The 23,513-nt window shown below is 57.0% G+C and carries 20 protein-coding genes and 2 pseudogenes; 10 read left to right on the top strand and 12 right to left on the bottom strand.

What is annotated here, in order from left to right; genetic code table 11:
- Positions 1-80 precede the first annotated feature (80 nt).
- From AU381_RS01290 to AU381_RS01265, 5 genes are all read right to left on the bottom strand, one after another.
- Entirely contained in the window at positions 81-650 is a 570-nt protein-coding gene (locus tag AU381_RS01290) for a hypothetical protein (protein WP_064240030.1), read from the bottom strand.
- 178 nt (positions 651-828) lie between these two features.
- Positions 829-1,275 (bottom strand): transposase, encoded by a 447-nt coding sequence (locus AU381_RS01285; protein WP_014857606.1) that lies wholly within the window; start codon positions 1,273-1,275, stop codon positions 829-831.
- Positions 1,276-1,420: 145 nt separating this feature from the next.
- The gene (locus AU381_RS01280) at positions 1,421-1,852 is read right to left on the bottom strand and encodes a helix-turn-helix domain-containing protein (protein ID WP_015633385.1); all 432 of its coding nucleotides are present in this window, start codon (positions 1,850-1,852) and stop codon (positions 1,421-1,423) included.
- Positions 1,853-2,451: 599 nt separating this feature from the next.
- The gene (nodD1, locus tag AU381_RS01275; RefSeq protein ID WP_014857603.1) at positions 2,452-3,417 is read right to left on the bottom strand and encodes a transcriptional regulator NodD1; all 966 of its coding nucleotides are present in this window, start codon (positions 3,415-3,417) and stop codon (positions 2,452-2,454) included.
- A 728-nt stretch (positions 3,418-4,145) separates the two neighbouring features.
- Positions 4,146-5,600, bottom strand: a complete 1,455-nt coding sequence (locus tag AU381_RS01265; RefSeq protein ID WP_050996905.1) for a mannose-1-phosphate guanylyltransferase/mannose-6-phosphate isomerase — start codon at positions 5,598-5,600, stop codon at positions 4,146-4,148.
- A 146-nt stretch (positions 5,601-5,746) separates the two neighbouring features.
- On the opposite strand from AU381_RS01265, the gene AU381_RS01260 reads away from it, so the two are divergent.
- From AU381_RS01260 to fcl, 4 genes are all read left to right on the top strand, one after another.
- Positions 5,747-7,162 (top strand): phosphomannomutase, encoded by a 1,416-nt coding sequence (locus AU381_RS01260; RefSeq protein ID WP_034859288.1) that lies wholly within the window; start codon positions 5,747-5,749, stop codon positions 7,160-7,162.
- A gap of 314 nt (positions 7,163-7,476) precedes the next feature.
- Entirely contained in the window at positions 7,477-8,445 is a 969-nt protein-coding gene (gene nodZ / locus AU381_RS28070; RefSeq protein ID WP_014857596.1) for a nodulation protein NodZ, read from the top strand.
- A 244-nt stretch (positions 8,446-8,689) separates the two neighbouring features.
- Positions 8,690-9,745: a GDP-mannose 4,6-dehydratase gene (gmd, locus tag AU381_RS01250; protein WP_014857595.1), complete on the top strand. Its 1,056-nt coding sequence runs from the start codon at positions 8,690-8,692 to the stop codon at positions 9,743-9,745.
- A 14-nt stretch (positions 9,746-9,759) separates the two neighbouring features.
- Positions 9,760-10,698, top strand: coding sequence for a GDP-L-fucose synthase (gene fcl, locus AU381_RS01245; RefSeq protein ID WP_034859283.1), 939 nt, complete (start codon positions 9,760-9,762; stop codon positions 10,696-10,698).
- On the opposite strand, the gene AU381_RS28065 is transcribed toward fcl, so the two are convergent.
- Positions 10,591-10,977 (bottom strand): potassium-transporting ATPase subunit C, encoded by a 387-nt coding sequence (locus AU381_RS28065; RefSeq protein WP_080577843.1) that lies wholly within the window; start codon positions 10,975-10,977, stop codon positions 10,591-10,593. The genes fcl and AU381_RS28065 overlap by 108 nt on opposite strands.
- Before the next feature lie 904 nt (positions 10,978-11,881).
- Between AU381_RS28065 and AU381_RS01240 the strand changes: the two genes are divergently transcribed.
- Genes AU381_RS01240 through shc form a run of 5 tightly spaced genes read left to right on the top strand, consistent with a single transcriptional unit; the run spans position 11,882 to position 17,357 of the window.
- Positions 11,882-12,406: a nuclear transport factor 2 family protein gene (locus tag AU381_RS01240; protein ID WP_015633390.1), complete on the top strand. Its 525-nt coding sequence runs from the start codon at positions 11,882-11,884 to the stop codon at positions 12,404-12,406.
- Entirely contained in the window at positions 12,403-13,281 is an 879-nt protein-coding gene (gene hpnC, locus AU381_RS01235) for a squalene synthase HpnC (RefSeq protein WP_034859281.1), read from the top strand. The genes AU381_RS01240 and hpnC overlap by 4 nt, the downstream gene beginning before the upstream one ends.
- Positions 13,278-14,114 (top strand): presqualene diphosphate synthase HpnD, encoded by an 837-nt coding sequence (hpnD, locus tag AU381_RS01230; RefSeq protein ID WP_014857590.1) that lies wholly within the window; start codon positions 13,278-13,280, stop codon positions 14,112-14,114. Before hpnC ends, hpnD begins: the two co-directional genes overlap by 4 nt.
- Complete coding sequence (gene hpnE, locus AU381_RS01225; protein ID WP_014857589.1) at positions 14,114-15,421, top strand: hydroxysqualene dehydroxylase HpnE; 1,308 nt, start codon at positions 14,114-14,116, stop codon at positions 15,419-15,421. Before hpnD ends, hpnE begins: the two co-directional genes overlap by 1 nt.
- 43 nt (positions 15,422-15,464) lie before the next feature.
- Positions 15,465-17,357, top strand: a complete 1,893-nt coding sequence (gene shc, locus AU381_RS01220; protein ID WP_048655409.1) for a squalene--hopene cyclase — start codon at positions 15,465-15,467, stop codon at positions 17,355-17,357.
- 266 nt (positions 17,358-17,623) lie between these two features.
- On the opposite strand, the pseudogene AU381_RS29410 reads toward shc, so the two are convergent.
- The 5 genes and pseudogenes from AU381_RS29410 to AU381_RS01210 form a co-directional block, all read right to left on the bottom strand.
- Positions 17,624-17,795 (bottom strand): annotated as a pseudogene (locus AU381_RS29410) (1-aminocyclopropane-1-carboxylate deaminase); the annotation flags it as partial.
- Positions 17,796-17,801: 6 nt separating this feature from the next.
- Positions 17,802-18,050, bottom strand: coding sequence for a helix-turn-helix domain-containing protein (locus AU381_RS28055; RefSeq protein ID WP_078070602.1), 249 nt, complete (start codon positions 18,048-18,050; stop codon positions 17,802-17,804).
- Between the two features lie 308 nt (positions 18,051-18,358).
- Positions 18,359-19,378, bottom strand: coding sequence for a LysR family transcriptional regulator (locus AU381_RS01215; protein ID WP_014857586.1), 1,020 nt, complete (start codon positions 19,376-19,378; stop codon positions 18,359-18,361).
- 1,241 nt (positions 19,379-20,619) lie between these two features.
- Complete coding sequence (locus AU381_RS28035; RefSeq protein ID WP_014857582.1) at positions 20,620-21,168, bottom strand: DUF4158 domain-containing protein; 549 nt, start codon at positions 21,166-21,168, stop codon at positions 20,620-20,622.
- Between the two features lie 277 nt (positions 21,169-21,445).
- Positions 21,446-22,063 (bottom strand): YopT-type cysteine protease domain-containing protein, encoded by a 618-nt coding sequence (locus AU381_RS01210; RefSeq protein WP_014857581.1) that lies wholly within the window; start codon positions 22,061-22,063, stop codon positions 21,446-21,448.
- Between the two features lie 548 nt (positions 22,064-22,611).
- On the opposite strand from AU381_RS01210, the pseudogene AU381_RS30615 reads away from it, so the two are divergent.
- A pseudogene (locus AU381_RS30615) lies at positions 22,612-22,787 on the top strand (integrase); the annotation flags it as partial.
- A 25-nt stretch (positions 22,788-22,812) separates the two neighbouring features.
- On the opposite strand, the gene AU381_RS01200 reads toward AU381_RS30615, so the two are convergent.
- Positions 22,813-23,028 carry a hypothetical protein gene (locus AU381_RS01200; protein WP_014857579.1) on the bottom strand — a complete coding sequence of 72 codons (216 nt, stop codon included), beginning with the start codon at positions 23,026-23,028 and terminating at the stop codon, positions 22,813-22,815.
- Positions 23,029-23,513 lie beyond the last annotated feature (485 nt).

The following is a 23,513-nucleotide window of genomic DNA, read 5'->3' as shown; positions in this document are numbered from 1 at the left end:
AGCTATCAGCGATTGCTGAAACGCGAGACTCCGTTCGGCCCCCAAGAGATTCCTAAGACTTTCGCGCGGATGCGACATCGTCAATTGAGGTTAAACCGATCAAGCATCTTCTTGAGTTGCAAGTTTTGGGTAAGGATCCGTTCAGCGAGCAGCCTTTTGAGGCGCTTGTTTTCTGCTTCGAGAGTGGCCAATTCATCGCGAGAAATCGGGCGTTCTACATTCTCACGCCCGTCCAATGACAACCGCTCGGGTAGCTTTCGCGAAATGCGCTGTTTGGAGTTTGTTCGGGTGTGGGAGACCGGTGGCGTCTCCTGCAACTTGTCAGTAGCGTCGACTGCGGAATGACTTGAATTATGCAGCCCCGAGAACGCGTTTTCCGAACCTTGGGCCGGTGTCACGGCTTCTGGCCCAAGCCCGATATTCTCTTTGTCTGCAATGAGAAACTCTGCATTCGGGCTGGCCGGCGGACCGTAGGCTACGTTAGGGGATACTGGCTCTTCCGTTAAGTTGAACAAATGCGGAGCCATCTCTTCCACTTCGCGGGTCAAAGCCTTAAGGTCCGTGTTTCCCCAGACTGAATTCGTTCGTTCCTTTGATCGCCGCCGTACTTGCTTGAATTCGACAATAAACCTCCGTGGTGGTGTTTTCATATGTATCTCGCAAGCAATCCACGACTCATCAGCGCCAAAACGCGCCACGACATTCCTTTACCATTCGGCCAAATACCGCCATTTCGGACTCGACGCAAGTGGCCGTAAGGCTAGGCACGCCGTCCCTTTCGGAAGCCGGCAGGGCGCCTTACCACAGCCTTGAGAGGCTACTCTTGAGCTAATCCAGCCCAAGTCTCTTGCGCAGTTCGGCGTTTTCCGCACGCAGTTTGTCCGACAAAAGGTTGCGAAGCCTCAAGTTTTCCTTTTCGAGTTGAATGAGATCGGCAAGGTCATCGCCGGCCACCACAGACGCCTCAGGTTTTCGATCGGCAGGCTTAGCAGATTTCTTCCACACGTAGTAGGTCTGCTCCGATATGCCGGCGCTCTTGATCGCGTCCTTTAGGGTGCTATTGCCTTGAGCCACTTCGGCCTCGATCAGATTGAGCTTGTCAGCTCTTTCTGTCTCGCTATATCTCTTAGGCTTAGCAGTCGTCTTTGATTCCGCAACTTGTCCGGCAGCCGTTCTTTGACGCCGCGACGAACTCTTCCTTTTGCCAGCTGGTGCTTTCGTTTCGGCAACCGCCTCAGCCGCGGCCACTGGTCCTGTGTTACTCTCGTCAGCCACTGTGATTTCCTCCCCTAGCTCACTTGTATGATTTGAACTTAACGAGCTACAGAGTCAATGCAAGCGTCCCATGGCGATGTCACTTACGGTTGATTTCATTCCGAGAGCGTAGCCGCGTTCGACTCAGAAATGGGCGAATTCATGCTTACCAGTCGTGTTCGCCGAGAGACTTGAGCAGCTTCACGATTCGACAGCGCACATTGGGATTGCCGACACGGGAGAACGCCCGGATGAGCTCGACCCCTTCGTCGCTTGCAGCGAACTCAATCACTTCGGGCGGGATATAGGCCTGATTAGGGGCGCCCTGCCCTATCGACTGAGTGTCGTCAGGCATGTCCTCAAAAAAATAAGAAGGGTGCACTTCCAGTGCATCAGATATCTGCTGAAGTCGGCCCGCACCCACGCGGTTCGAGCCCTTTTCATATTTTTGCACCTGCTGAAACGTCACCCCGATAGCTTCTCCGAGGGCCGCTTGGGGCATATTCTGCCATCGTCGCCTCTGGCGAATTCGACGGCCGACGTAAATATCCACAGCGTTCGCTTTGGCTCTTTTCTTCTCAGGGGCAATACTCAACACACTTACTCCTGGTGAAGGATCGTTTCACCTAATGATTTACTGGGATCTGCTATATCGAATATGGCCTTTGTCGAGGGCACCCGTTTGATACAGCTCAACTCCAAAGTGAGCAACTCAATTGAGGCATCTCCGTGTCCGCAGTCTCGGGTTCTTTTCTTAGAATCAGGAGGCAATGGAAGAGCACTGAGTCACGATCTTCAGAGCCGAGTATCGAAGACGGCTGGGAACGGGCTGTCGGCGGAGGCTGCTGCGAGGCGGTTGGATTGGCGTTCCGACCGCAATTGGCTGGATTGGGAGCGTCCGGAAGGGCAACTTGCGAGTGACTTGTAGCATGGCGGACAGTAGAACCTCGCCTTAATGCCCATGCGCGGTTTGATCGAGGTATCGAAGGATATCACGCTGAATGAGATGGTCTCCCGGCTGCTAAAGCTGAAGAGCTAATGCTGCGCATAGGCCGAAAATGGTTGGAGCGTGGCATGCGGGGCGTACGCTCGGGCCGTGCGAGCCCTTCTGGTCGGCCGCAACCCGCAGCCAAACTGCTCGACCCTGAGCCGACCGTGCAGTTGCGGGCTCAAGGGTGGCGAGTTGCGCCGTCGGCTTTAGAGGCATGTAGGCAATTGAGATGATGATAGAGCATGCGCCGAAGTTTCGGATTGAAATTCAACGCGAGACGCCTCCTGTAGAAATATCTCGCGCATCCAGAGACTGGCCGGATCACTGCTGTGAGGCGCGGGCCACTGGACAGCCTCGGTGAACGCGGGAAAAATGGGTTGCGGAAGTTCGGTGATCCGCAGGGGAATGGCTTTTGCGAAGTGCATCGCCAGTCGTAACGGGAGGGTCGCTATGCGGTCAGTGCCCGACAAAAAAGGCGGGATCATGGTAAAACCCGGCACGGCGACTTCGACCCGTCTTCGCAGTCCGTGCTCGCGCAATAGCCATTCCTCCACGGAAGGCCGCTGCTTCCCGAATTGGGCCGCAACATGCCCCATTGATACATAGTTGTCGATGGAGAGCTGCGGCGGTAGCTTCTGGTTCGTTGGGCAACTCACGCACACGAATCTCTCATCGAACAGCTTCGCTCTGGGATGCGTGTGCGACATGAACATTTCTGGTAGGATCAGGAAATCGACATCACCACGCCGGAGAAGCTCATCTGGCTCATCGGAAAACGGCAGCAACTCGAAACTGACGGCGGGCGCTTCCCGCGCCACTCTCACCACAACCCTTTCGAAAAACATTAGCGTCATGAAGTCGGAAAGAATGATCCTGAAACTGCGATCTGACTGCGCTGGGTTGAACGGATCCCATGAAATGATGGAGAGATGGATGTGCAGCAGGGCTTCGCGGACTGCGGGTGCGAGCGCTTCTGCTCGCGGAGTTGGTACAAGTTCGCGACCATTCATGGTAAATAGCTCGTCGCGGAAATAGGTCCGAAGCCGGGTGATGGCTGCGCTCATCGCCGGCTGGCTCAGGTTGATGCTGCGTGCAGCGGCCGTGAGTTTGCGTTCGGTCATCAGTGCGTCGAGCGCAACGAGGAGATTGAGATCAAGGCCCTTAAAACGCATGTTCTGGCGAATCCACAGTGCGGATGGTTGTCATCCGAACGATCAATTATGCAAATCGTTAGAAAGCGCTTAATTAATCTGAAGTCAAGTGCATTCACGGCTCATGCCGTCGCCCGCCCTCTTACATGCGCCTCCTGAAGATCAGGCTTTGTGGCAAGACGGCCGACCGCTCCTGCCATTTCGTCTTTTCGACCGTAGGGTCGAGCCGGAGCGAAACCGTCAACGCCCACCGCAACAGCCTTGCCACTAACAATGCAGGGGCTTCGGCGCCGCCTTTTCGCCGTTCCTCGCGGGCCCGCCGCCAGACGGGACGGCAAGCAGCGCTTCAAGCGCAAAGCTGATCTGTCGGTAAAAAAGCCGGAATGGAGCCGCGTGCAAGCGGCTGGGGCTGCGAGAAACCGCTCAAAGAAAAAGAAGCCGGACGGGTCGCAGACGCCGGGCGAGCTGCCCGTCGAGAAAGGTCGTCTCGAAATGCGCGCGCGAAGAAAGGCGGATTTTTCGGCCTACCTCGTCGCGAGGTATGCGTTGCGCAGGAGAACGATCGTGCCGGGCCCACGGAGGAGAACACGCATCTACGATTGGGTCGACGCAGAGGGCGGTATCCATCGCATGTCGTCAGACTCGTCCGCGGCCGCCGGTGCAACGCTTGCCGATGGTGCCACCACGTCCTCTCTCCAGATACCGTAATGCGTGCGAAGGTGCCGGACTGCGCAAAGGACACGCTATCCCTATAGGCCCGTACGCCTCGAATCTGGCATTTCATTTCTCGATTCGTCTGCGACGCGGATGATATCGTCCTCGCCCAGGTAGGCACCAGTTTGAATCTCGACCAACTCCAGCATGATCTTGCCAGGGTTCCCCAAGCGATGTATCGCCCCCTCGGGGATGTAGATTGACTGGTTCTCGTGCAGGATCGTTACTCGATCCTCGATTGTCACTTCTGCGGTGCCCTTCACGCAGATCCAGTGCTCTGATCGATGAAAATGCTTGTGGAGAGAAAGCATCTTCCCAGGGCGTACGAACAACCGCCTTACTTGGAAGCGATCGCCGTTAAGCATAGTGGTGTAGCCGCCCCATGGCCGTATCAAAGTTGGGTGCAATTCCGTAAGACGTGCCGTATTTTCGTCCGCGGCGAGGCGCTTCACCAAGTTTCCGATCTCATGGGCCTCCTCCAGTCGCCCGACGAAGACTGCGTCCTCGCTAGCGATGACTGCAACTCCATCCATCCCCTGTACAGCGAGATGCGCGGTATGCGACAACACAAGCGAATTCTTCGTGTTGCAGGCCGTAACATTGCCCTTGAGCACGTTACCATCAGCATTCTGCTCCTCATTCTTCCACACAGCATCCCAACTACCGAGATCCGACCAAGCAAAATCCGAGCAGACCACGGCGGCGTTTGCGGTTTTCTCCATCAGTGCATAGTCGATCGAGATGGATGGCGCTTGGCTGAAACTCTCCGGGGCAAGTCGTATAAAATCGGCGTCGACCGTTGAGCCCCTGACCGCGGCGTGCACCGCCGACAACACGTCGGGTGCATGCTCCTCAAGTTCGGCGATAATGCTGGCCGCCTGGAAAAGGAACATCCCAGAGTTCCAATAGTAATTGCCGGTCTCCAAAAGAGCCGCCGCCTTTTCGAGACTTGGTTTCTCGACAAAACATTGAACCGCATGGACGTCCTTGCCAAGGTAAGTGCCACGTTCGATGTATCCGTATCCCGTTGCTGGCCAAGTGGGTTGAATACCGAACGTCACGAGCTTGCCCTCCGCTGCGGCGATGCAGGCGGAGCGCACGCATTTCTTGTAAGTATCGTCTACCGTAATCGCGTGGTCCGACGGCAGCACAAGCAATAGCGCGTCCTCACCAAACCGATCAGCCACGATCCGGGCGGCGACGGCTACTGCGGCTGCCGTGTTGCGCGGCACCGGCTCAAGTACTATGCTGGAAAGCGTGACCCCAAGCTCGCGCGCCTGTTCGGCAACCAGGAAGCGAAATTCATCATTGGTGATGACGAGTGGTGCTCCATAAACTTTGGCATCGGAAACGCGCTTAAGCGTGTCTTGAAAGAGCGTTTCCTCGCCGATTAGCTTTAGAAACTGTTTTGCGGCAGTTGCGCGTGACAGAGGCCAGAGCCTTGTGCCCCTACCCCCTGCCATGATAGCTGGGATAATCTTTGGAAGCATGGTGTCATTTTTGATTGCGTTTGATGGAAGCTTCATAACAGTGTGGCGAGAGCGAAGCAATCTCATTAGTGGATGCGAATTCATTCGGCTTGCCCCGGTGGCGTCGACTACCTGCTGAACGCTGCCCGGCAAAAAAAGGCTAGTTAATGGGTCCCAAATTCGGCACAAGTGGTCTCCGCGGGTTGGCAACAGAACTCGTGGGTAGTGTGTCGGCGCTCTATGCTACAGCCTTTTCGAGGATGCTCTTCGACAGAGGACGGGTCGCGCGAGGGGCGACCGTATTGGTCGGTCGCGACTTCCGCGATTCAAGTTCGGAAATCGCCGCTATCTGCATGGCAGCGCTCGCCCGGGCGGGAATGGTGCCGGTCGACTGCGGAGGGCTGCCGACACCAGCGCTTGCATTGTACGGCCGAAAACTCGGTGCAGCATCACTCATGATCACAGGCTCGCATATTCCGGCCGACCGAAACGGCATTAAGTTCTATCTGCCTGACGGTGAGATCAACAAGGCCGACGAGCAGGCGATTACGGCGTTGGCGGAGCAGCTTTCAGCCGATGCAGATGCAACCAGGGTTGAGTGTGGCCGCGGCGCCGACCACTCCAGCGAAGCAACTGACTTCTATATCCAACGTTACGAAACGCTGCTTCCCAAATCGGGCCTTCAGGGGCTAAAGATCGGCTTATATCAGCACAGCAGCGTTGCCCGCGATATTTTGACCACCATCTTGGAAGGTCATGGCGCAAATGTCGTACCGGTAGGCCGATCTGAGGTCTTCATCCCTGTTGACACGGAAGCTATTTCGGCGGCGACATGTAAGATGCTCGCTGCCTGGGCGAAGGAGTTCGCCTTTGACGCCATTGTATCGTCGGACGCAGATGCCGATCGGCCCCTGCTAACGGATGAAACGGGAACTCCATTGCGCGGTGATCTGCTCGGTCTAATTTGCGCAAGGCTGCTGGAGGCCAAGCTTATTGCTACGCCAATAACCAGCAACTCCGGGATCGAGGCGGCGAGTGGCGTCGAGGTGGTGCGTACCCGCGTTGGCTCACCTTACGTCATTGCAGCCATGACTGAGGCGGTTGCGCGTGGCAAGCAGCGGGTGATGGGCTTCGAGGCCAACGGTGGCGTCATGCTAGGTTCGAACTTCTCGTTCGGAGGCGCGTCGCTTCCCGCCTTGCCGACCCGGGACTGCGTCCTTCCCATCATTGCAGCGCTCCACATGGCAGTAGAGGCCAAAACTCCCCTCTCGGGGATCGTCGCGATGCATCGTTTGCCAGTCGCTTTGTCCGGCCGGATCGAGAACTATCCATTCGATAGGAGCGACGCCCTAGTGGCATTCTTGAAAGCGTCAAAAGCTAATGTTTCCCATTTATTCAGCCGGATCGGTCGCGTGACGGGCACGGACGACGTGGATGGCCTGCGCCTGACATTTGAAGGCGGCCGTATCCTGCACATCCGCCCTTCAGGAAACGCGCCTGAACTGCGTTGCTACGTCGAGGCAGACGACCCAGATGCTGCCGAACACTTGCTGGCTCAGGGACTGGCGGTCCTTAACAGTTGAATGGGTGTAAGTTAGGCTTTGCTGATATGCAGATCTGTTACCGCTAGCGTCGCCGATGAGCGAGCTGTTCTATGCTGTGTCGGCAGTCCAGGAATTGGCATCAGCTCTTCTCTTCCTGGTGTGAACCGATGGTTCGCCACCTAACGTGAAGATAAGCCCTGAAAGACACGTCCCCTTTATATCCAATATGTGGATGGTTGCCATTCAAAATATGAATTTTACTGATGTTGCCGAACTCCATTAGGAAGCTCTGAATTGATCGGAAATCCGTAGAAGACACTAAGTCAGAGCGGCGGCACTAAGGACGGGCAGCATTGTACAATCGATATGTCCTCTCTCGGAGACGTACTGGTTTCGGTGACTGTCTGTGGTCGCTGGCGGCCGCTTGGCGCTACGCCCAACGGACGGCGCGAACGTTAGCCGTTGACTGGCGCGGGTCCTGCTACCTTGATCAGCCCTTCACAAACGCCTTTCCGGTGTTTTTTGAACCAATCAAGGATATCGCAGGTGTCCCTTTTATTTGCGATAACCAGATCAACGAGTTTTCCTTCCCAGGACCATTCTTCCCAAATTGGTGGAATAAACCTGCGATTGAATGTGTTTACCGCCCAGATGCTCAGGTTTTTCGAGAGCGAGACGAACTCGATGAACTTTTCCAGGCCCAAGATGATGTCGAGGCCAACACGGTAGTGTGTGATGCGTGTTTGATGTGGCGCTGCGACGAGGAGGCAGAGCGGCAGATTTTCTGCAGTGTCAAGCCTCGGGCTGAAATTCAGGCTCGCATAGACGCTATCTATCAGGAGCACTTCTATGGGTACAGTGCGATCGGGGTTCATGTTCGGCATGGTAACGGCGAAGACGTTATGGACCATGCACCCTACTGGGCCGATCCGGACCTTGCCGTGCATCAAGTGTGCACTGCCATTAATGCTGCCAAAGCGTTGCCCCACCCGAAGCCTGTGCGGGTGATTTTGTGCACCGATAGCGCGCGGGTATTGGACCAGGTGTCGAGTAGGTTCCCCGATCTTCTCACGATCCCGAAAAGTTTCCGAGCGGATCAGTCTGGCCCATTACACAGCCCAGATCTCGGGGTTGAGGGCGGAATTTCCGCCCTCGTCGAGATGTATCTTCTTGGGCTTTGCGACACCGTCATTCGGTTTCCTCCGACAAGCGCCTTTACACGTTACGCACGCCTTTCTGTCCCAAGGGTTATTGAGTTTGATCTGAACGATCCTAGTCGCCTGGTCGTGATCGAAAGATCTTCAACAAATACCGCCTCTTGAATGAAAATCGTCACCTCAATTCTAGGCGTGGAGAAGAGCAGTCATGGAGAAACTTGGGCGCGCTCCAAGGGACACGAGCGCCTCATGCCCAGTTGTCCCGGCCCGCACGTCTCCGGCAATACTGCTTTGAAAACCGCAATGCCTCCATGGGCCCGCTCTGTCGCCGAAGCACGACGATTTCCTTCACACCAGCCGCCCTAGCGCACGCCCTCTCCCGCAGGAATATCACTGGAGATTCGACAAAGTGACAGACCGGAAAGTAGCTTTAATATCTGGTGTAACGGGTCAGGATGGGGCTTATCTTGCTGAACTGCTGTTGGACGAAGGCTATATTGTTCACGGCATAAAGCGTCGTTCGTCATCATTCAACACTCAACGGATAGAGCACATTTATCAAGAACGTCACGATCCTGAAGCGAGATTTTTTCTCCACTATGGGGATATGACGGATTCGACCAATTTGCTGCGCATTGTTCAGCAAACCCAGCCGCATGAGATCTACAACCTTGCAGCGCAAAGCCATGTTCAGGTAAGCTTCGAAACCCCCGAGTACACTGCAAACGCCGATGCAATTGGTACATTGCGCATGCTGGAAGCTATTCGGATTCTTGGGCTGATCCATCGGACTCGCTTTTATCAGGCATCGACTTCAGAGCTATATGGGCTGGCTCAAGAGATCCCCCAAAACGAAAAGACGCCATTCTACCCGCGTTCACCCTACGCGGCCGCAAAGCTGTACGCGTACTGGATTGTCGTAAATTATAGAGAGGCTTACGGCATGCATGCCTCCAACGGTATTCTTTTCAACCACGAAAGTCCGCTTCGTGGGGAGACGTTCGTGACTCGGAAGATCACCCGGGCTGCGGCGGCAATCAGTCTAGGTAAACAAGAGGTCCTTTATCTTGGAAATCTAGATGCTCAACGTGACTGGGGACATGCCCGTGAGTATGTGCGGGGCATGTGGATGATGTGTCAGCAGGATAGACCAGGCGACTATGTCCTGGCTACCGGGGTGACAACATCGGTTCGCACGTTCGTCGAATGGGCCTTCGAGGAAACCGGAATGACGATTGAATGGGTGGGAGAAGGCATTGAAGAAAGGGGCATAGACGCCGCGACAGGCAAATGCGTCGTTGCGGTGGATCCGCGCTATTTCAGGCCCACCGAAGTAGATTTACTTTTAGGCGATGCCACCAAGGCCCGCCAGGTTTTGGGCTGGAGGCACGAGACAAGTGTGAGAGATCTTGCTTGCGAAATGGTAAGGGAAGATCTCTCTTATTTGAGGGGCACCCGACAGTAAGAGGCGAGATGCCGATGTATTTGCTAGACGGAAAGCGTATTTGGGTCGCAGGACACAAAGGTATGGTCGGCAGCGCCATAATTCGATCGCTTGCCTCCGAGGATTGCGAAGTCATCGTTGCAGATAGGCAAAAGCTGGATCTGACGCGGCAAGAGGAAGTTGAGAAATTTCTATCAAAGGAAAAGCCGCATGCGGTCATAATGGCGGCAGCGAAGGTGGGTGGGATCCTGGCAAATGATACTATGCCCGCTGACTTCATCTATCAAAACCTTATCATGGAGGCTAATGTCATTGAGGCCTCCTTCCGCAGTGGCGTTGAAAAGCTTCTTTTCCTTGGATCGAGTTGCATATATCCGAAGTATGCGGCGCAGCCCATAAGGGAAGAGGCTCTATTGACCGGACCACTTGAGCCGACCAACGAGTGGTATGCGATCGCCAAAATCGCCGGCATTAAGTTGTGTCAAGCGTATCGTAAGCAATACGGCGCAAACTTCATATCAGTCATGCCGACAAATCTCTATGGCCCACGCGATAAGTTCGATCTTACCTCCAGCCACGTCGTCCCTGCCTTAATACGCAAAGCACATGAGGCAAAGATTAGAGACCTTGGGTGCTTGTCTATATGGGGAAGCGGCACACCTACTCGAGACTTTTTGTACAGTGAAGACTGTGCCGACGCCCTGGTCTTCCTACTTAAGCATTATTCCGAAACGGAACACATTAACATAGGCTCCGGGGGGGAAATAACTATCATTGAACTAGCCCACATCGTCTGCCGTGTTGTTGGTTTTAAAGGCGATATAGTCTTCGACACATCCAAGCCGGACGGAACGCCCCGAAAGCTTTTATCTAGCGAAAGACTCGTGTCGATGGGTTGGCGCCCGAAGACCTCGCTCGAGTTGGGACTGGCCAAATCCTATGAATGGTTTGTCAGCAATGTGGCTGATAATTAAGGCGGGTCGCGACTCTGGCATTGACACTGGTTTGCAAAGACGCCCCACGGCGCCGCTCCCTCCCACACCACCGGCCTGCGGGTCACGGGCGAGTCGCTTGTGCGTTCCGCAAACGTCTGGCCGCCCGGTCTCTTCCGCGATCACCCCTACCCGCTCATCAACGGCGTCGACGAGTTCGCGGTTCGTCGGCGCAAGATTTGTGCCGCCTGAAGATGCAGCATCGTAATCGACGGCGGACGGGCGGCCGTGAAAATATTCCGCCTGCCTGAACGCCTGCACCGATGCACTCGGAGCCGACTACAGCGCCGGTACGGGTGATCAGGCTCGCATTGGCAGGTAGAAACAGGGCCTGCTCGACCGCCGGTGTTCCCAGTGGATAGGCGCCGCCGGCCCCAGGACAAGTGCCGGTCTTCGCCGTGAAATTGACCGGAGCAGCGATGACCTACACTGTCTGCCAGTGGCGCACCGGTCTCGCGCGATACCGCACTCGAAAAAACGCTCATCCATTCCTTCACGATCGCAGCCTCGTTCTGTCTTAAACATCACTGATAACTCCTCAAATTGAGAACCGCGACGTTCTGACTGCAGAACCGCCTGTGGCTGAATCATACTCGGCTGTGAATCGACCGTATAGATTTATGTCATTGAAAAAATGGATTTCAATAAAGCGAGACTATGTGAAACTCTGGTGAAAATACATCTGATTTAGCTCTTCCGGTGGACCGCTTTTCCGCTCGGATCACGGTTGTATTTGTATCCAGCAGCAACACTTGCGTGGGCCGGTGCCGTCCCTGAAAAGGGCGTCGCGCGCGCAACTGAGAGGGCGAGTTCGAGCTTTGCCAATAGTCGCGGTTTCTTACAAAAAACACGGCCACGACCCGTCCAGTGACCCATACGCGAGTTTCTCCACGCTGCGTGGGGCTCCGCGACTTTCGTTGAAGGTGCACCGATCGCTTTTAGAAGCGGCATCGAGTGATCACCGTGGACATCACCTGCAATGACTGAACGAACGAAACGCGGCGCTTATGCTCGCACAGCAATCGCTGTGTGCCGCCTTGTGCCTCACTATGTTTGGGGGTCGAGTCGGGCGATATCACCTCAGGCTTACCTCGAATCAACAGCTGGAAAATACCGGATCCTGACGGACCGATGGTAGCAAAGGTCTTGAGAAAGGAGCATTTCAATGAGCGCGCGCAGGACGGTCGAAGAGTGGATTCGACGATTCAATAAGGGTGATGCGATCGCTTTGGCTGAGCTGTACCACGAAAATGCAATGTGCCTCTGGCCGATGCAGCGCCCCGTGATAGGACGCGCGGCAATCCAAAAGATTTTTCGACCAAATCGCGCTATTGCGGAGAGGATATGCGCTCCGGAGTTCATCTACGAAGAAGATGACCGCGTAATAATTGAGTGGTGGGATAGGTTTGCATGGCAGGGATGTGGTGTATTCATAATGCGCGGTAGTCGAATCGCCTTTAGCTACTGGGATATAGTCTCATCCGACGCTTTCAGCAAAGAATTCGGCAGGACGAATCAGTATACTCGAAAAACAGATTCGCATCGGATAATTCTCGGGGATAAAAACGCGCGCCGGTCGATAACGTCTTTGGCCGCCGCCGTACCTTCGTGGATTGTACGTTTTATTCGGGGGCCCGACTGCATTTCAGCAGCATCCAACGCCCGCAAAACCGACGATGGTGCTAAATGACGAGCGGCAGCGGCCCCGGGTCGGACGCAATGCACCGCGAGAAAAATTTCCCCGTTGCGTCGTGGATTATCCATCCGCGGCACCGAGCGCTGATTCTTGCCTTCTACCGATTCGTCCGCATGGCCGATGACATTGCCGATCACGCCACGCTCGCGGCAGACGAGAAGCTTCTGTACCTCGACATCCTGGAGGCCGAGCTGCTCGGCAAGGGCGAAACGCGAGCAGAAGCTGTACACCTACGCACTGCGCTTGACCGGCGCGGCATGCCGCCGCGTCATGCACTCGATCTGCTCACCGCCTTCCGAACGGACGTGACTAAGCAGCGTTACGAGAACTGGGACGAGGTGATCGATTACTGCCAATACTCGGCGATGCCGGTCGGCCGATTTGTGCTCGACGTCCACGGCGAAAGTGCCGCGACTTGGCCGGCATCGGATGTGTTGTGCGCGGGACTGCAGGTCTGTAACCACCTGCAGGATTGCGGCAAGGATTTCCGCAATCTCAATCGCGTCTATATTCCGCGCGATGCGCTTTTAGCCAGCGGCGCCTCCATCGAAGAGCTGGGCGCCGCAAAATCCTCGTTGCAGATGCTACAATGCCTGCGCTCTCTCGCAGCGAAGGCCGAGGTGCTGCTCAACGGGGGCGGAGCGCTGGTGTCGCAGGTGAAGGACTTTCGCCTCGGGTTCGAGGTCTCCGTCATACTGTCTTTTGCCGATAAGATCGTGTCGATGCTGAAGATGCGCGATCCTCTAAGGGAGCGCGTGCATCTGTCGCCGCTTGAGCTGCTGCTCCATGGCGCCGGCGCAATGGCAAACGAAGCCGCGCGCCGTGCGTTCGGCCGCGGTACGCGATTCAAGACGACTGTCGACGTATGAGGGCGGAGGCGGCGGCCCACGCGAACCACCGCTCTACGGCCCTTGGCAGCTCGTTCTATCTGGGAATGCGTACCCTCCCGCCGGTGCAGCGCGAGGCGATATTCCAGATCTACAGCTTCTGCCGCCAGGTCGACGACATCACCGACTCCGACGAACCGCGCGAGCACCGCCTTGCTGCGCTTCAGCAATGGCGCGATCACATTGACGCGCTCTACCAAGGTGTACCGCCGCCGCGGCTAAAGGACTATCTCGCCTCGGTAACGACCTTCGGGCTGAAGCGAGAGGATTTCCTAGCCGTTGTCGACGGCATGGAAATGGACGTGCTACAAGACATCCGCGCGCCCAAAATGGCAACCCTGGATCTCTATTGCGACCGTGTCGCCAGCGCCGTGGGAAGGATGTCGGTGCGTGTGTTCGGCTTGAGCGAGGAGGATGGCATTGCACTTGCGCATCACCTCGGTCGTGCGCTGCAACTCACCAACATCCTGCGCGACATCGACGAGGATGCTGGGCTGGGTCGGCTCTATATACCACGCGAAAGCCTCGATCACGCCGGTATCACCAGCAGCGACCCACATAAAGTCATCGCCGACAAGGCGCTGCCCAAGGCGTGCGCACCGCTGGCCCAACGCGCGATGATGCATTTTGCCGAATCCGACGAGATCATGAATTGCAACCCGCGCAGAATAGTACGCGCCCCCACCATCATGTCCAAATGTTACCGCGCGATCTTGGACCTGCTGCTGATAAGGGGTTTTGCGGCTCCCCGGGAACCGGTGCGTGTAACCAATCTCACAAAGCTCGCCATTCTCTTCCGTTACGCCTTGATGTGATGCCAAAAAATGTTCACATTATCGGCGCCGGGATCTCCGGCCTTTCCGCGGCCGTGCAGTTGAGCAATGCAGGTTTGCCGGTGCATGTCTATGAAGCGACGCAACAGGCCGGCGGTCGATGCCGCTCCTTTTTCGATTCCGCAACCAATCTCACCATCGACAACGGCAACCATCTGGTTCTATCGGGCAACCAATATGTGCGCAACTACGCCCGTGCGATCGGAACGGAATCCGGTCTTGTCGGTCCGACGAGTGCCAAGTTTCCCTTCGTCGACATCTCCACCGTACAGCGCTGGCAGGTCGATCTCGGCGGCGGCAGGCTTCCGACCTGGGTGTTCGACAAGGCGCGTCGCGTCCCCGACACCAGGCTGTGGGACTACCTGAAGCTCGCGCCAATCCTATGGGCCGGCGCGGATGAACTGGTCGGAAACACTATACCCTGCAATGGTACGCTGTACCGGCGTCTGGTGCGGCCGCTGCTGCTCGCCGCCCTGAATTGCGATCCGCCGGAGGGCTCGGCAGGGCTTGCCGGTGCCATCGTACGGGAAACGCTGCTCGCGGGCGGCGAGGCTTGCCGTCCGCTAGTCGCGCGCGACGGACTGAGCGCCGTTCTGGTCGAGCCGGCGGTCAAGCTCCTGGAGAGGCGGGGCGCCACCGTCCGCCTCAGCCATAAACTGCGCAAGCTTGCCAAATCGGGCGAGATCATCAGCGAACTTGATTTCGGTGACGACAAGATAGCGGTCGGCCCCGACGACGCCGTGATCCTCGCCGTGCCGCCACGGGCGGCCGCGACGCTCCTGCCCGGCCTGAAAACCCCGACCGAATTCCGCGCCGTCGTTAATGCCCATTTTCGCTTCGATCCGCCAGCCGGTGCGGATCCGATCCTGGGTGTGGTCGGCGGGCTCGTGGAGTGGCTGTTCGCCTATCCGCAGCGGTTTTCAGTCACCATTAGCAATGGCGACCGCCTGCTTGACATTCCGCGTGAGGAGCTCGTGCGAGCGATCTGGCGCGACGTGTGCGAGGCCGGTGGGATCTCAGGCGAGCTGCCGCCGTGGCAGATCGTGTGTGAGCGCCGGGCCACATTCGAGGCCACCCCGGAGCAGAACGCGCTACGTCCAGGGCCCGTGACCGGTTGCAAAAACCTGTTCCTTGCTGGCGACTGGACCGCTACCGGTTTGCCGGCAACCATCGAGGGATCGGTGCGGTCGGGTAACCGTGCCGCCGATCTGGCTCTTTCAGACAAACACTCGATTGGTAAATCCACACGGTTTTGCACGCTGCCGAACACGCAGGAAGTCAGTGAATAAGCATTCCGGAAATCGCACTGCCATCGATCCCGCCGCGCTGGAAATGAGCATCGCCTCAGCCACTGAGGCGCTGCTCGCTTATCGTCATGCCGACGGCCACTGGGTGTTCGAGCTGGAAGCGGATTCCACCATCCCTTCCGAATACATCCTGCTACGTCATTACCTGGCCGAGCCCATTGACGTCGTGCTCGAAGCCAAAATCGGAAATTATCTGCGCCGCACTCAAGGCGCGCACGGCGGCTGGCCGCTGGTGCATGACGGGCCCTTCGATATGAGCGCAAGCGTGAAGTCTTACTTCGCGCTCAAGATGATCGGGGATTCCGTCGACGCGGCTCATATGGTGAAGGCGCGCGAGGCGATCCGCGCGCGCGGCGGCGCCGCCAACAGCAATGTACTCACGCGCTTCCTGCTGGCGCTCTATGGCGTAGTTAGCTGGCGCGCGGTGCCGGTTCTGCCAATCGAGATCGTGCTACTGCCAATCTGGTCGCCGTTCCACCTCTACAAGATCTCCTACTGGGCGCGCACCACTATTGTGCCGCTGATGGTTCTTGCAGTGCTGAAGCCGCGTGCGAAGAATCCTAAGGGCGTCGGCATCGAAGAACTGTTCCTTCAGGATACCAAGAGCGTAGGCATGAACCCGAAGGCGCCGCACCAGAGCTGGGGCTGGTTCTTGCTGTTCCGCGGCATCGACGGCATCCTGCGGGTTATTGAGCCGCATCTTCCGAAGAAACTTCGTGAGCGCGCGATCGCGAGTGCGCTCGCCTTCACTGAAGAGCGGCTCAACGGTGAAGATGGCATGGGCGCGATCTATCCGTCGATGGCCAATATCGTGATGATGTATGACGCGCTCGGTAAAGACGATCATTTTCCGCCGCGCGCGATAGCACGTCGCGCTATTGACAAGCTCTTGGTGATCGGCGAGGAAGAGGCCTATTGCCAGCCCTGCCTGTCGCCGGTCTGGGACACCGCGCTGACGTGCCACGCACTTCAGGAGGTGGGCGGCGCTAACGCCCTAGCGAAAGCGAAGCAGGGCCTAGACTGGCTGAAGCCGCGGCAGGTACTGGACGTGAAGGGCGACTGGGCAGTGAAGGCGCCCAACATCAGGCCCGGCGGCTGGCCGTTTCAATACAATAACGCGCACTATCCCGATCTCGATGACACTGCAGTGGTGGTCATGGCCATGGACCGCGCGCAGCGGCACGCCGGCAGCAAGGAATACGCCACCGCGATCGCACGTGGCCGGGAATGGATCGAAGGCATGCAAAGCCGGGATGGCGGCTGGGCCGCCTTCGACGTCAACAATCTCGAATACTACCTGAATAACCTCCCATTCGCGGACCATGGCGCGCTGCTCGACCCGCCGACCGAAGACGTTACCGCGCGGTGCGTCTCGATGTTGGCCCAGGTCGGCGAATTCACCCAAAGCAGCAAGGCAGTCGCCGAGGGGATTGCATATTTGCGCCGCACCCAACACGCGGAAGGATCATGGTACGGCCGCTGGGGCCTGAACTACATCTACGGTACCTGGTCGGTGTTGTGCGCGCTGAATGCCGCAGGGATCGATCACCAGGACCCCATGATAAGGAAGGCGGTGGAATGGCTAGTATCCATCCAGAGTTGGGACGGCGGTTGGGGCGAGGATGCAATCAGCTACCGACTCGACTATAGCGGATATGAGCAGGCGCCTTCCACGTCCTCCCAAACGGCGTGGGCCTTGCTTGGACTGATGGCGGCCGGCGAGGTGGAGCATCCGGCCGTCGCACGCGGGGTGAACTACCTAAAAAACGCACAAACCGAGAACGGTCTGTGGGATGAGCAGCGCTACACCGCCACGGGTTTTCCGCGCGTGTTTTATTTGCGATATCACGGCTACTCCAAGTTCTTTCCGCTCTGGGCATTAGCACGGTACCGGAACTTGAGGAGCACGAACGTTTGATGAGAAGAGTTTGGCCGTTGGGAGAACTCGTGAGGGTGAATGTCGACTCGATTGCATTAAAGTTTTCACCTGCGCCCATTTGCCTGACTTTATGGAGGTGACGAAGCTCTTTGTTGTTGACGAAGAAGTTCCAGGCCTGACTGATTTATCGATGATTTCGCCGCCGACGCAGATGGTGAAGTCGTTCTCGCACAGATACCCAGATGTTCTCGGCTGGATTGATGTGCATAGGAATGCAGAAGCGCCGGGTCGTGTATCACGGCCGATGGCACCCAACTCTCCTGAACCAGGAGGCATTTCATGCCGGTCTTCGCTGCAACCGCAGCGACCCTCCGCGTGTGGTTCGACTGCACACCAGCTATTGAAATGAGGGTGTCGGCATAGGTGGCAATCGCGTCGGGGACTATACTCGAGCTTGCAGAGCTTGTTTCCACTAAATGTTGTTCATGAATGCTTCAATGCGAAGGTGGTGGCTGGCACTCGAAGGGCAGCGACTACACGCCTGAGCCGTTCAGGGTCGACATCAGCACCTAATTCGATCCTTGAAATCTCGGCGCATGTCAGACCGCATGTTAATGCGAGGTCGTCGACGCTATATCCGACCGCTTCGCGAGATCGCCGAACCGCATCACCTATATCGACGTGGTCCCTACGGGCGTCGTTTGGGCCCACGTTGTGGATTAAATTTTTCATGAGATGGACTCCTTCTATCGTGCGCAGCGAGCGCGCGTTCCCGCTTGAAGGGAACCTGTGACCATAATGGTGGATCAGGCAAGCCTACCATTGTTGCAGTGCAATATAGGTCAAATGTTGACGATGCAAAGTGGCACTTAGCAGAGTGGCGCCAGCGTCCACGGCGAGTGCGATGACATGGCAGCGAGAACCCCGAGATGAACTGATGCCTTGAGGAAGCTAAAGCGTCAAACACCCGGCGCTTGATGGGATCAATCGCACGCGGTGTCGGGCTGTCCTTCGCTGCACCCTTCCGTTCAGCGGTGAGTTCAACTATCGTTCTGCCGCCTCGCCATTTGGTCTTGTGACACGTCTAGCCGGCCCATCCGCGCTGCGGCGGCGATTTCGCGACGCAGCACGCGATGCTCCAAGTCATGATGGCAGCGCTGGTGCCAGATCAACGCGACTTCGTATGGCTTCAGCTCCACGGGTGGATCTACAATAGCGAGCGGCAGCATAGTCGCCACCCGAGTTGCAACTCGGTTCGGTATCATCAGCACTAGGTCAGTCATCGCCACTACAACTGCCGCAGTCAGCACGTTGGAGACCACTATCGGACCGGGTAGTCCGAACCTGACCAGCCCATCATAGACTTGACCCAGGCCCTCGTTGGAATCCGAGGCAATAGAGGCGTGACGCAGCGCCGCGAAGGTTCCGACGCTCCACTCCTGCTCTAATGCAGGGTGGTCGTGGCGAAGCAGGCAAGTGAAGCGGTCCGCATAGAGACCGCGCCGCAAGTAGCCTGGAGGAGCGGCACCGATCTGCCCGATCGCAAAGTCAATCTCACCTTGCTCGAGACGCCGTAGAGCGCCGTCCAAAAGTGGCTCGGTGGCGATGTCAACATGAGGCACACGCTCACCTAAACGCGGCAATAGATATGGCAGCAGAACTAGCGATTGGTGATCGGGCATTGCCATAGTTACCTTCGACCGCAAATCCCTTAAGCCGGAACTGCAGCTCACCAGTTCGCGGATAGCATTCAATACCGACGGCAGCATTTGCGCCAAGTGTTCGGCCTGCGGTGTTGGGACTAGGCCACTCGAGCCGCGTACCAAGAGATCGTCATTGAACATGTCACGCAGCCTTGATAGGGCTCTACTCATTGCCGGTTGGCTCCTACCGACATGTTGAGCAGCATGCGTGATGTTTCGATACTGCAACAAGGCCTCGAGCTCCACTAGCAGGTTTAGGTCGACCGACGCCAGATTCGGTATACGCCGTTGACGTGCAGCGTCACTGCCATCGACGATCAGGGCCGTACGCGGATTCTTCCAAGCGGGCTGATCCATGGATGTATTCTCCTCGTAAGTGGTGTTTGTGGGCCACAAGATGGCGCCCGCGATAAACTGAGCTTCAACGGAGCCGATGAGATGCCTTACCTGACGATGCAGTGTCTCGAGAAGTGTCTTCCGAACTCAAGCCGGAGCAGGTCTCCTCAAAAAACGCTTGGCGGGTTCGGCGTTGCGCTGCCGTTGTAAAGCAAAGAACAGCTATGTTGCCCCGCTCGTCGCCGAAGCGGCCAATGGATCGACCGAGCTTTGCTTTCAAAAAAGTGCCTCATGAATCTGCCAGTTGCGCCAATTCAGCACCCTCGGCGGCGGCGCCTGTCGATTTCCGTCGCACCGAGCTAAACCAAGCGAGGGCTTGTGATGTACTGGAGAGCACGCACGTGCGGGTGAGCACCCGAGATTGCGCTGCCTGCGGCTATAGCTGGGGTGCCGTTGCACAAGCCGAGAATTCAGATCGCCGCGAATGTGACCCCACTTGAATTCGCTCATGAGCCTGCCTCAATGCATCCGCGGACGGATTGCCAATCATATCTGCGTGGCCGGTGTCTGACTGTCCACTCTGCCTCCAACCTGTACGAGTTTCTTAATCGAATTTCGCGAGAATGGAAAAATCGAGCTTTTGCATAGCTATCATCCATACCGTGGATGAACATGTAACATGCTCAATCAGTCGGGCTTGGGCATAAGGTGTTCGTCTATAGCCCCCGTCGCGAGTCGAACGTGAACGCCTGGAAGGAAGCCTCCCGCGAGCTTACGAACGTGTGCTTGTTGCTGGTCGCTATCACCAAAGGCGATACCTCCCCTTCTCCACCATTCCCTCAAGACCGGGCTTGATCTGCAGCAGCCGGTGTCAGCGACTTTCCGGTCTATAGTCCCGATCGCATCTTCATCGGCGTCATTGGCAGCCTGCAGGGGCCAAAAAATCGCGGCGAGGAACAGTCACAGCGCCTTAGATGTTTCTATGCGAGCGTTCATATGGCGCTGCATTTTGCGGTTGCTGACCTGCGAGAGCAGGCGGCCGATTGGCTTGATGAGCATCGTCACCGCGTCATCAGTGAGCTTCTGGCGGAGTTTGATGCCTGCGTTATGATTGTCGCGTACCGACGGCTGGCGTTGAAGTCACCAGCGAGCCAGGCTGAGTGGCGTCACCCTCGCGGATGTCCCGCCCCCCAGACCGGATGCGGGGCCTGCAAGCGAGGATCGATCTCGAGCGCGTAAGCGTCAGCTCCGATCAGAGCTGCCTACCACGACGCCGGGCAATGGCGCGGGCCGCGCCGACCCATGCGTTCGATCACGGTCGCCATTGGCAGCAGGGCCCGGCGTACCCGGTACGTAGCACTGATTGTTTTTGCGATCGTTGACCCTGGTCTGTCGTTGAAGCTGTCTCGATGGCTGCCCGCAGCGTAGCGCGCTGTCCATGTCGGTTGGGCTTCGACTTTCAAATAGCGCAGCAGGTGTGCGATGTGATCGCGGCGAGTTTCCTCACGGCGAGGGTAAAAGGCAATAGCCTGTGATCTGCGTCGATATATGTTCGGAAGGAGTGCCCGGCCGGGATAGCCCACCAGGCACAGTTGCACCGCAAAACCAAGCTGGTTGCGCCTGCGAAGCTTGATTTCCAGCCGATCAGCCGGCGACAGGGAATAATGGCGGATCAAGCTGTCTTCATCGGCTGGAATGTCGAAAAGTCCTGTTGCGCAAGTCAGATGGAGAACCTTGCATGACCGCGAATGTGGGCGCGAGGAATGTCGGAACCGATTGTCCTGCCAGTTGGATTGCGGCGGCATCAGCATCGAACCGCCGAGGCCAATGCGCTGGATACCTCCATGTACCTCTACCGATCCAGTGTCGGGCGAAATCGGCTCGGCGGAGTTCTCCTCCGATAAGCTGAGCTGCAGATGGCCAACTGCTGCTCAAACCCACCTGGTCCACCGGCGCGTCGTCCGATTCCTGCCTCGCACGCAGCAGCTGTTGCTGCTCAGCGTACCAAAGATCCCACCTCTTCAGCACAAGCATCGACGAGGATTTACGTGGACTTCAGTGAACACTACGCCGCGCAGGACGCCCGACTCATGTCACCTTTTGGGTGGTCACCGTTGTAAAATGCTGCCGGTTTGGATTGCTGTAGCGATTGGCTAGGCTTCGGAACAAATCATCAATCTGATCTGATTGCACAGTAAATTCGCCGAAATTAGGATCGAAGAGCGTGGTGTTTCCATCCATTGCCGAGGTCGCAACGGTGTGTGCGCCGCCCTCAGCGAAATACAAGCTGAGCAAATGGTTGGATCCGTCGGCTGTAATCTTGGTCAGCATGCGCGAGAAGTTAGGCTCGCCGACTTTGTATACTTTCTCCTTTCCGGATGGAGCAAGGCCTGCTTTCTGCAACATAGTGTTTTGCGCCGCGAAGTCGGCCTCAGAAGGTCCTGCTCCTTGTCTTCGTAGGTGAACCTTCAGATTCTCGTACTCCTTCTGCCGAACAGCGGCTGAGGCGTGCCTTTGCGATCCGGGTACTAGGGCCTCCATTCGGATTGACGGATGACTGTTGAGGTTACGCAGCCACTCAGCAGTCAAACCCACGCAGATTCCATCTGCGTTCGCCTGGGCCAATTCGGCCGTTCTGTATCGGAATAGGGAGGTGCTCGGTCTCGCAGGAGAGGAGGTACTGGGATTGTTCGGATCACGCAGCACCCCATCTTATCGGGGCACTCCGCACTTGGTGATTTCGTCCGGAGTTCAACATTCGCAAGCGTCTCCCTGAAACCATCGCTGTTCGCTGGATGAATCGGATCGTCAACTTGCGTAGAGCTTGTGAATGAACCACTGATGGGACTGTGCATGGCGTTCGTTTCCCTTCGCACGGTTATTGCCAATATGGGGCCGCTTAGACCGCGCTTCGCACGATGCTTCGTTAAGCTGACGGCGAACTTACGGTCCGTTACTCACCTCGCGAGGTGCATCGGTTTCTTTAAGCTTCAGCTATGCCGGCAACGGTGTTGGCTGCCTCAAAAATGGCCCACGCTTGGCGATAGCCGACCCGCTGTAGAAGCTCAATTCTTGGCGATCTCCTGGTGCCGCGCTCCTGACCGAGGATGATGTTGAAACCCTGAGCGGGGATCGGGGAGCGCCCCGAAACAGCTTTCAAGATAAGGAATGGCGGTTTCTGCTCCACGAACTGCCTATCTCAAGAATCCCCCGGCCCTCCAAATGCAACCAAAATAGTCAAATGCGATTTCCTCCTCCCCTGCCCCGGGCCGGAAGCCCTGCTCCTGATATTCGTGCCCAGGGGTCCGGTTAAGCGCAAGGAGGACCCGAGCCACGGCATGCCGGCGGTGGCGAGGCCGGATTACGGGCCGAGCGCCTGCTGAGGGCCGACGGCCCGCACGCACCAGGCACGGTGCAACGGCGGCTGACCTACCGTAGTCCGCCGCGCACATTCACTATCCCCCGGCGACAGGTTTTCTATTGTAGTGCGGCGGCACGGGCCGATGCTCTCGCAGGTCAACCACCACAAAAAGCAGCGCCATATAAACGCCCGCATAGAAACATCCAAGGCGCTGCGACTGTTCCGCCACACGATTTTGGCGCTCCAGGCTGCCAATGATGCCGATGAAGATGCGATCGAAAGTCGGCTGGATTCGGCTGCTGCAGATCAAGCCCAGTCTCGAGGCGATTGTGGAGAAAGGGAACTTATCGGTGATGGCGACCGAGCAACATGCATACGTCCGTAAGTTCGCTGGAGTCTTTCTTCAGGCATTCAAGTCCACTCGCGCCGGCGGCACCATCCGCTGCTTGCGACGATCGCGACTGATGTGCTCCGAACTGAGCAGCGAGACGTGCTTGAGCAGTTCGTCGGGAGAAGGATCGACCGGTGCCCTACTCCCCTTCGCCAATTGGGCCTATTTGCATGGAGACGACACGGCGCTCAGGCATGGAAGTGATCAACGCACCAACGACGATAGCCAGTGCCGCAGACATCCCTGGACCTGTTAGCCGTTCCCCGAAGAACACGGCTGCGAAGAGCGCGGAAAAGCTTCCATGCGAAGATAAAGCTGGCGTAACCTAGTGGATGGAATCTAACACTTGGTGCCCCCGTTTGACGGCAGCGATGATTTTGTCGGGATCGGCGGTCCAGGTGAAG

This window comes from Sinorhizobium glycinis (assembly GCF_001651865.1).
In the GTDB taxonomy this organism is placed as follows: Bacteria; Pseudomonadota; Alphaproteobacteria; order Rhizobiales; family Rhizobiaceae; genus Sinorhizobium; species Sinorhizobium glycinis.
This window is presented reverse-complemented; position numbering and strand designations above follow the sequence as displayed.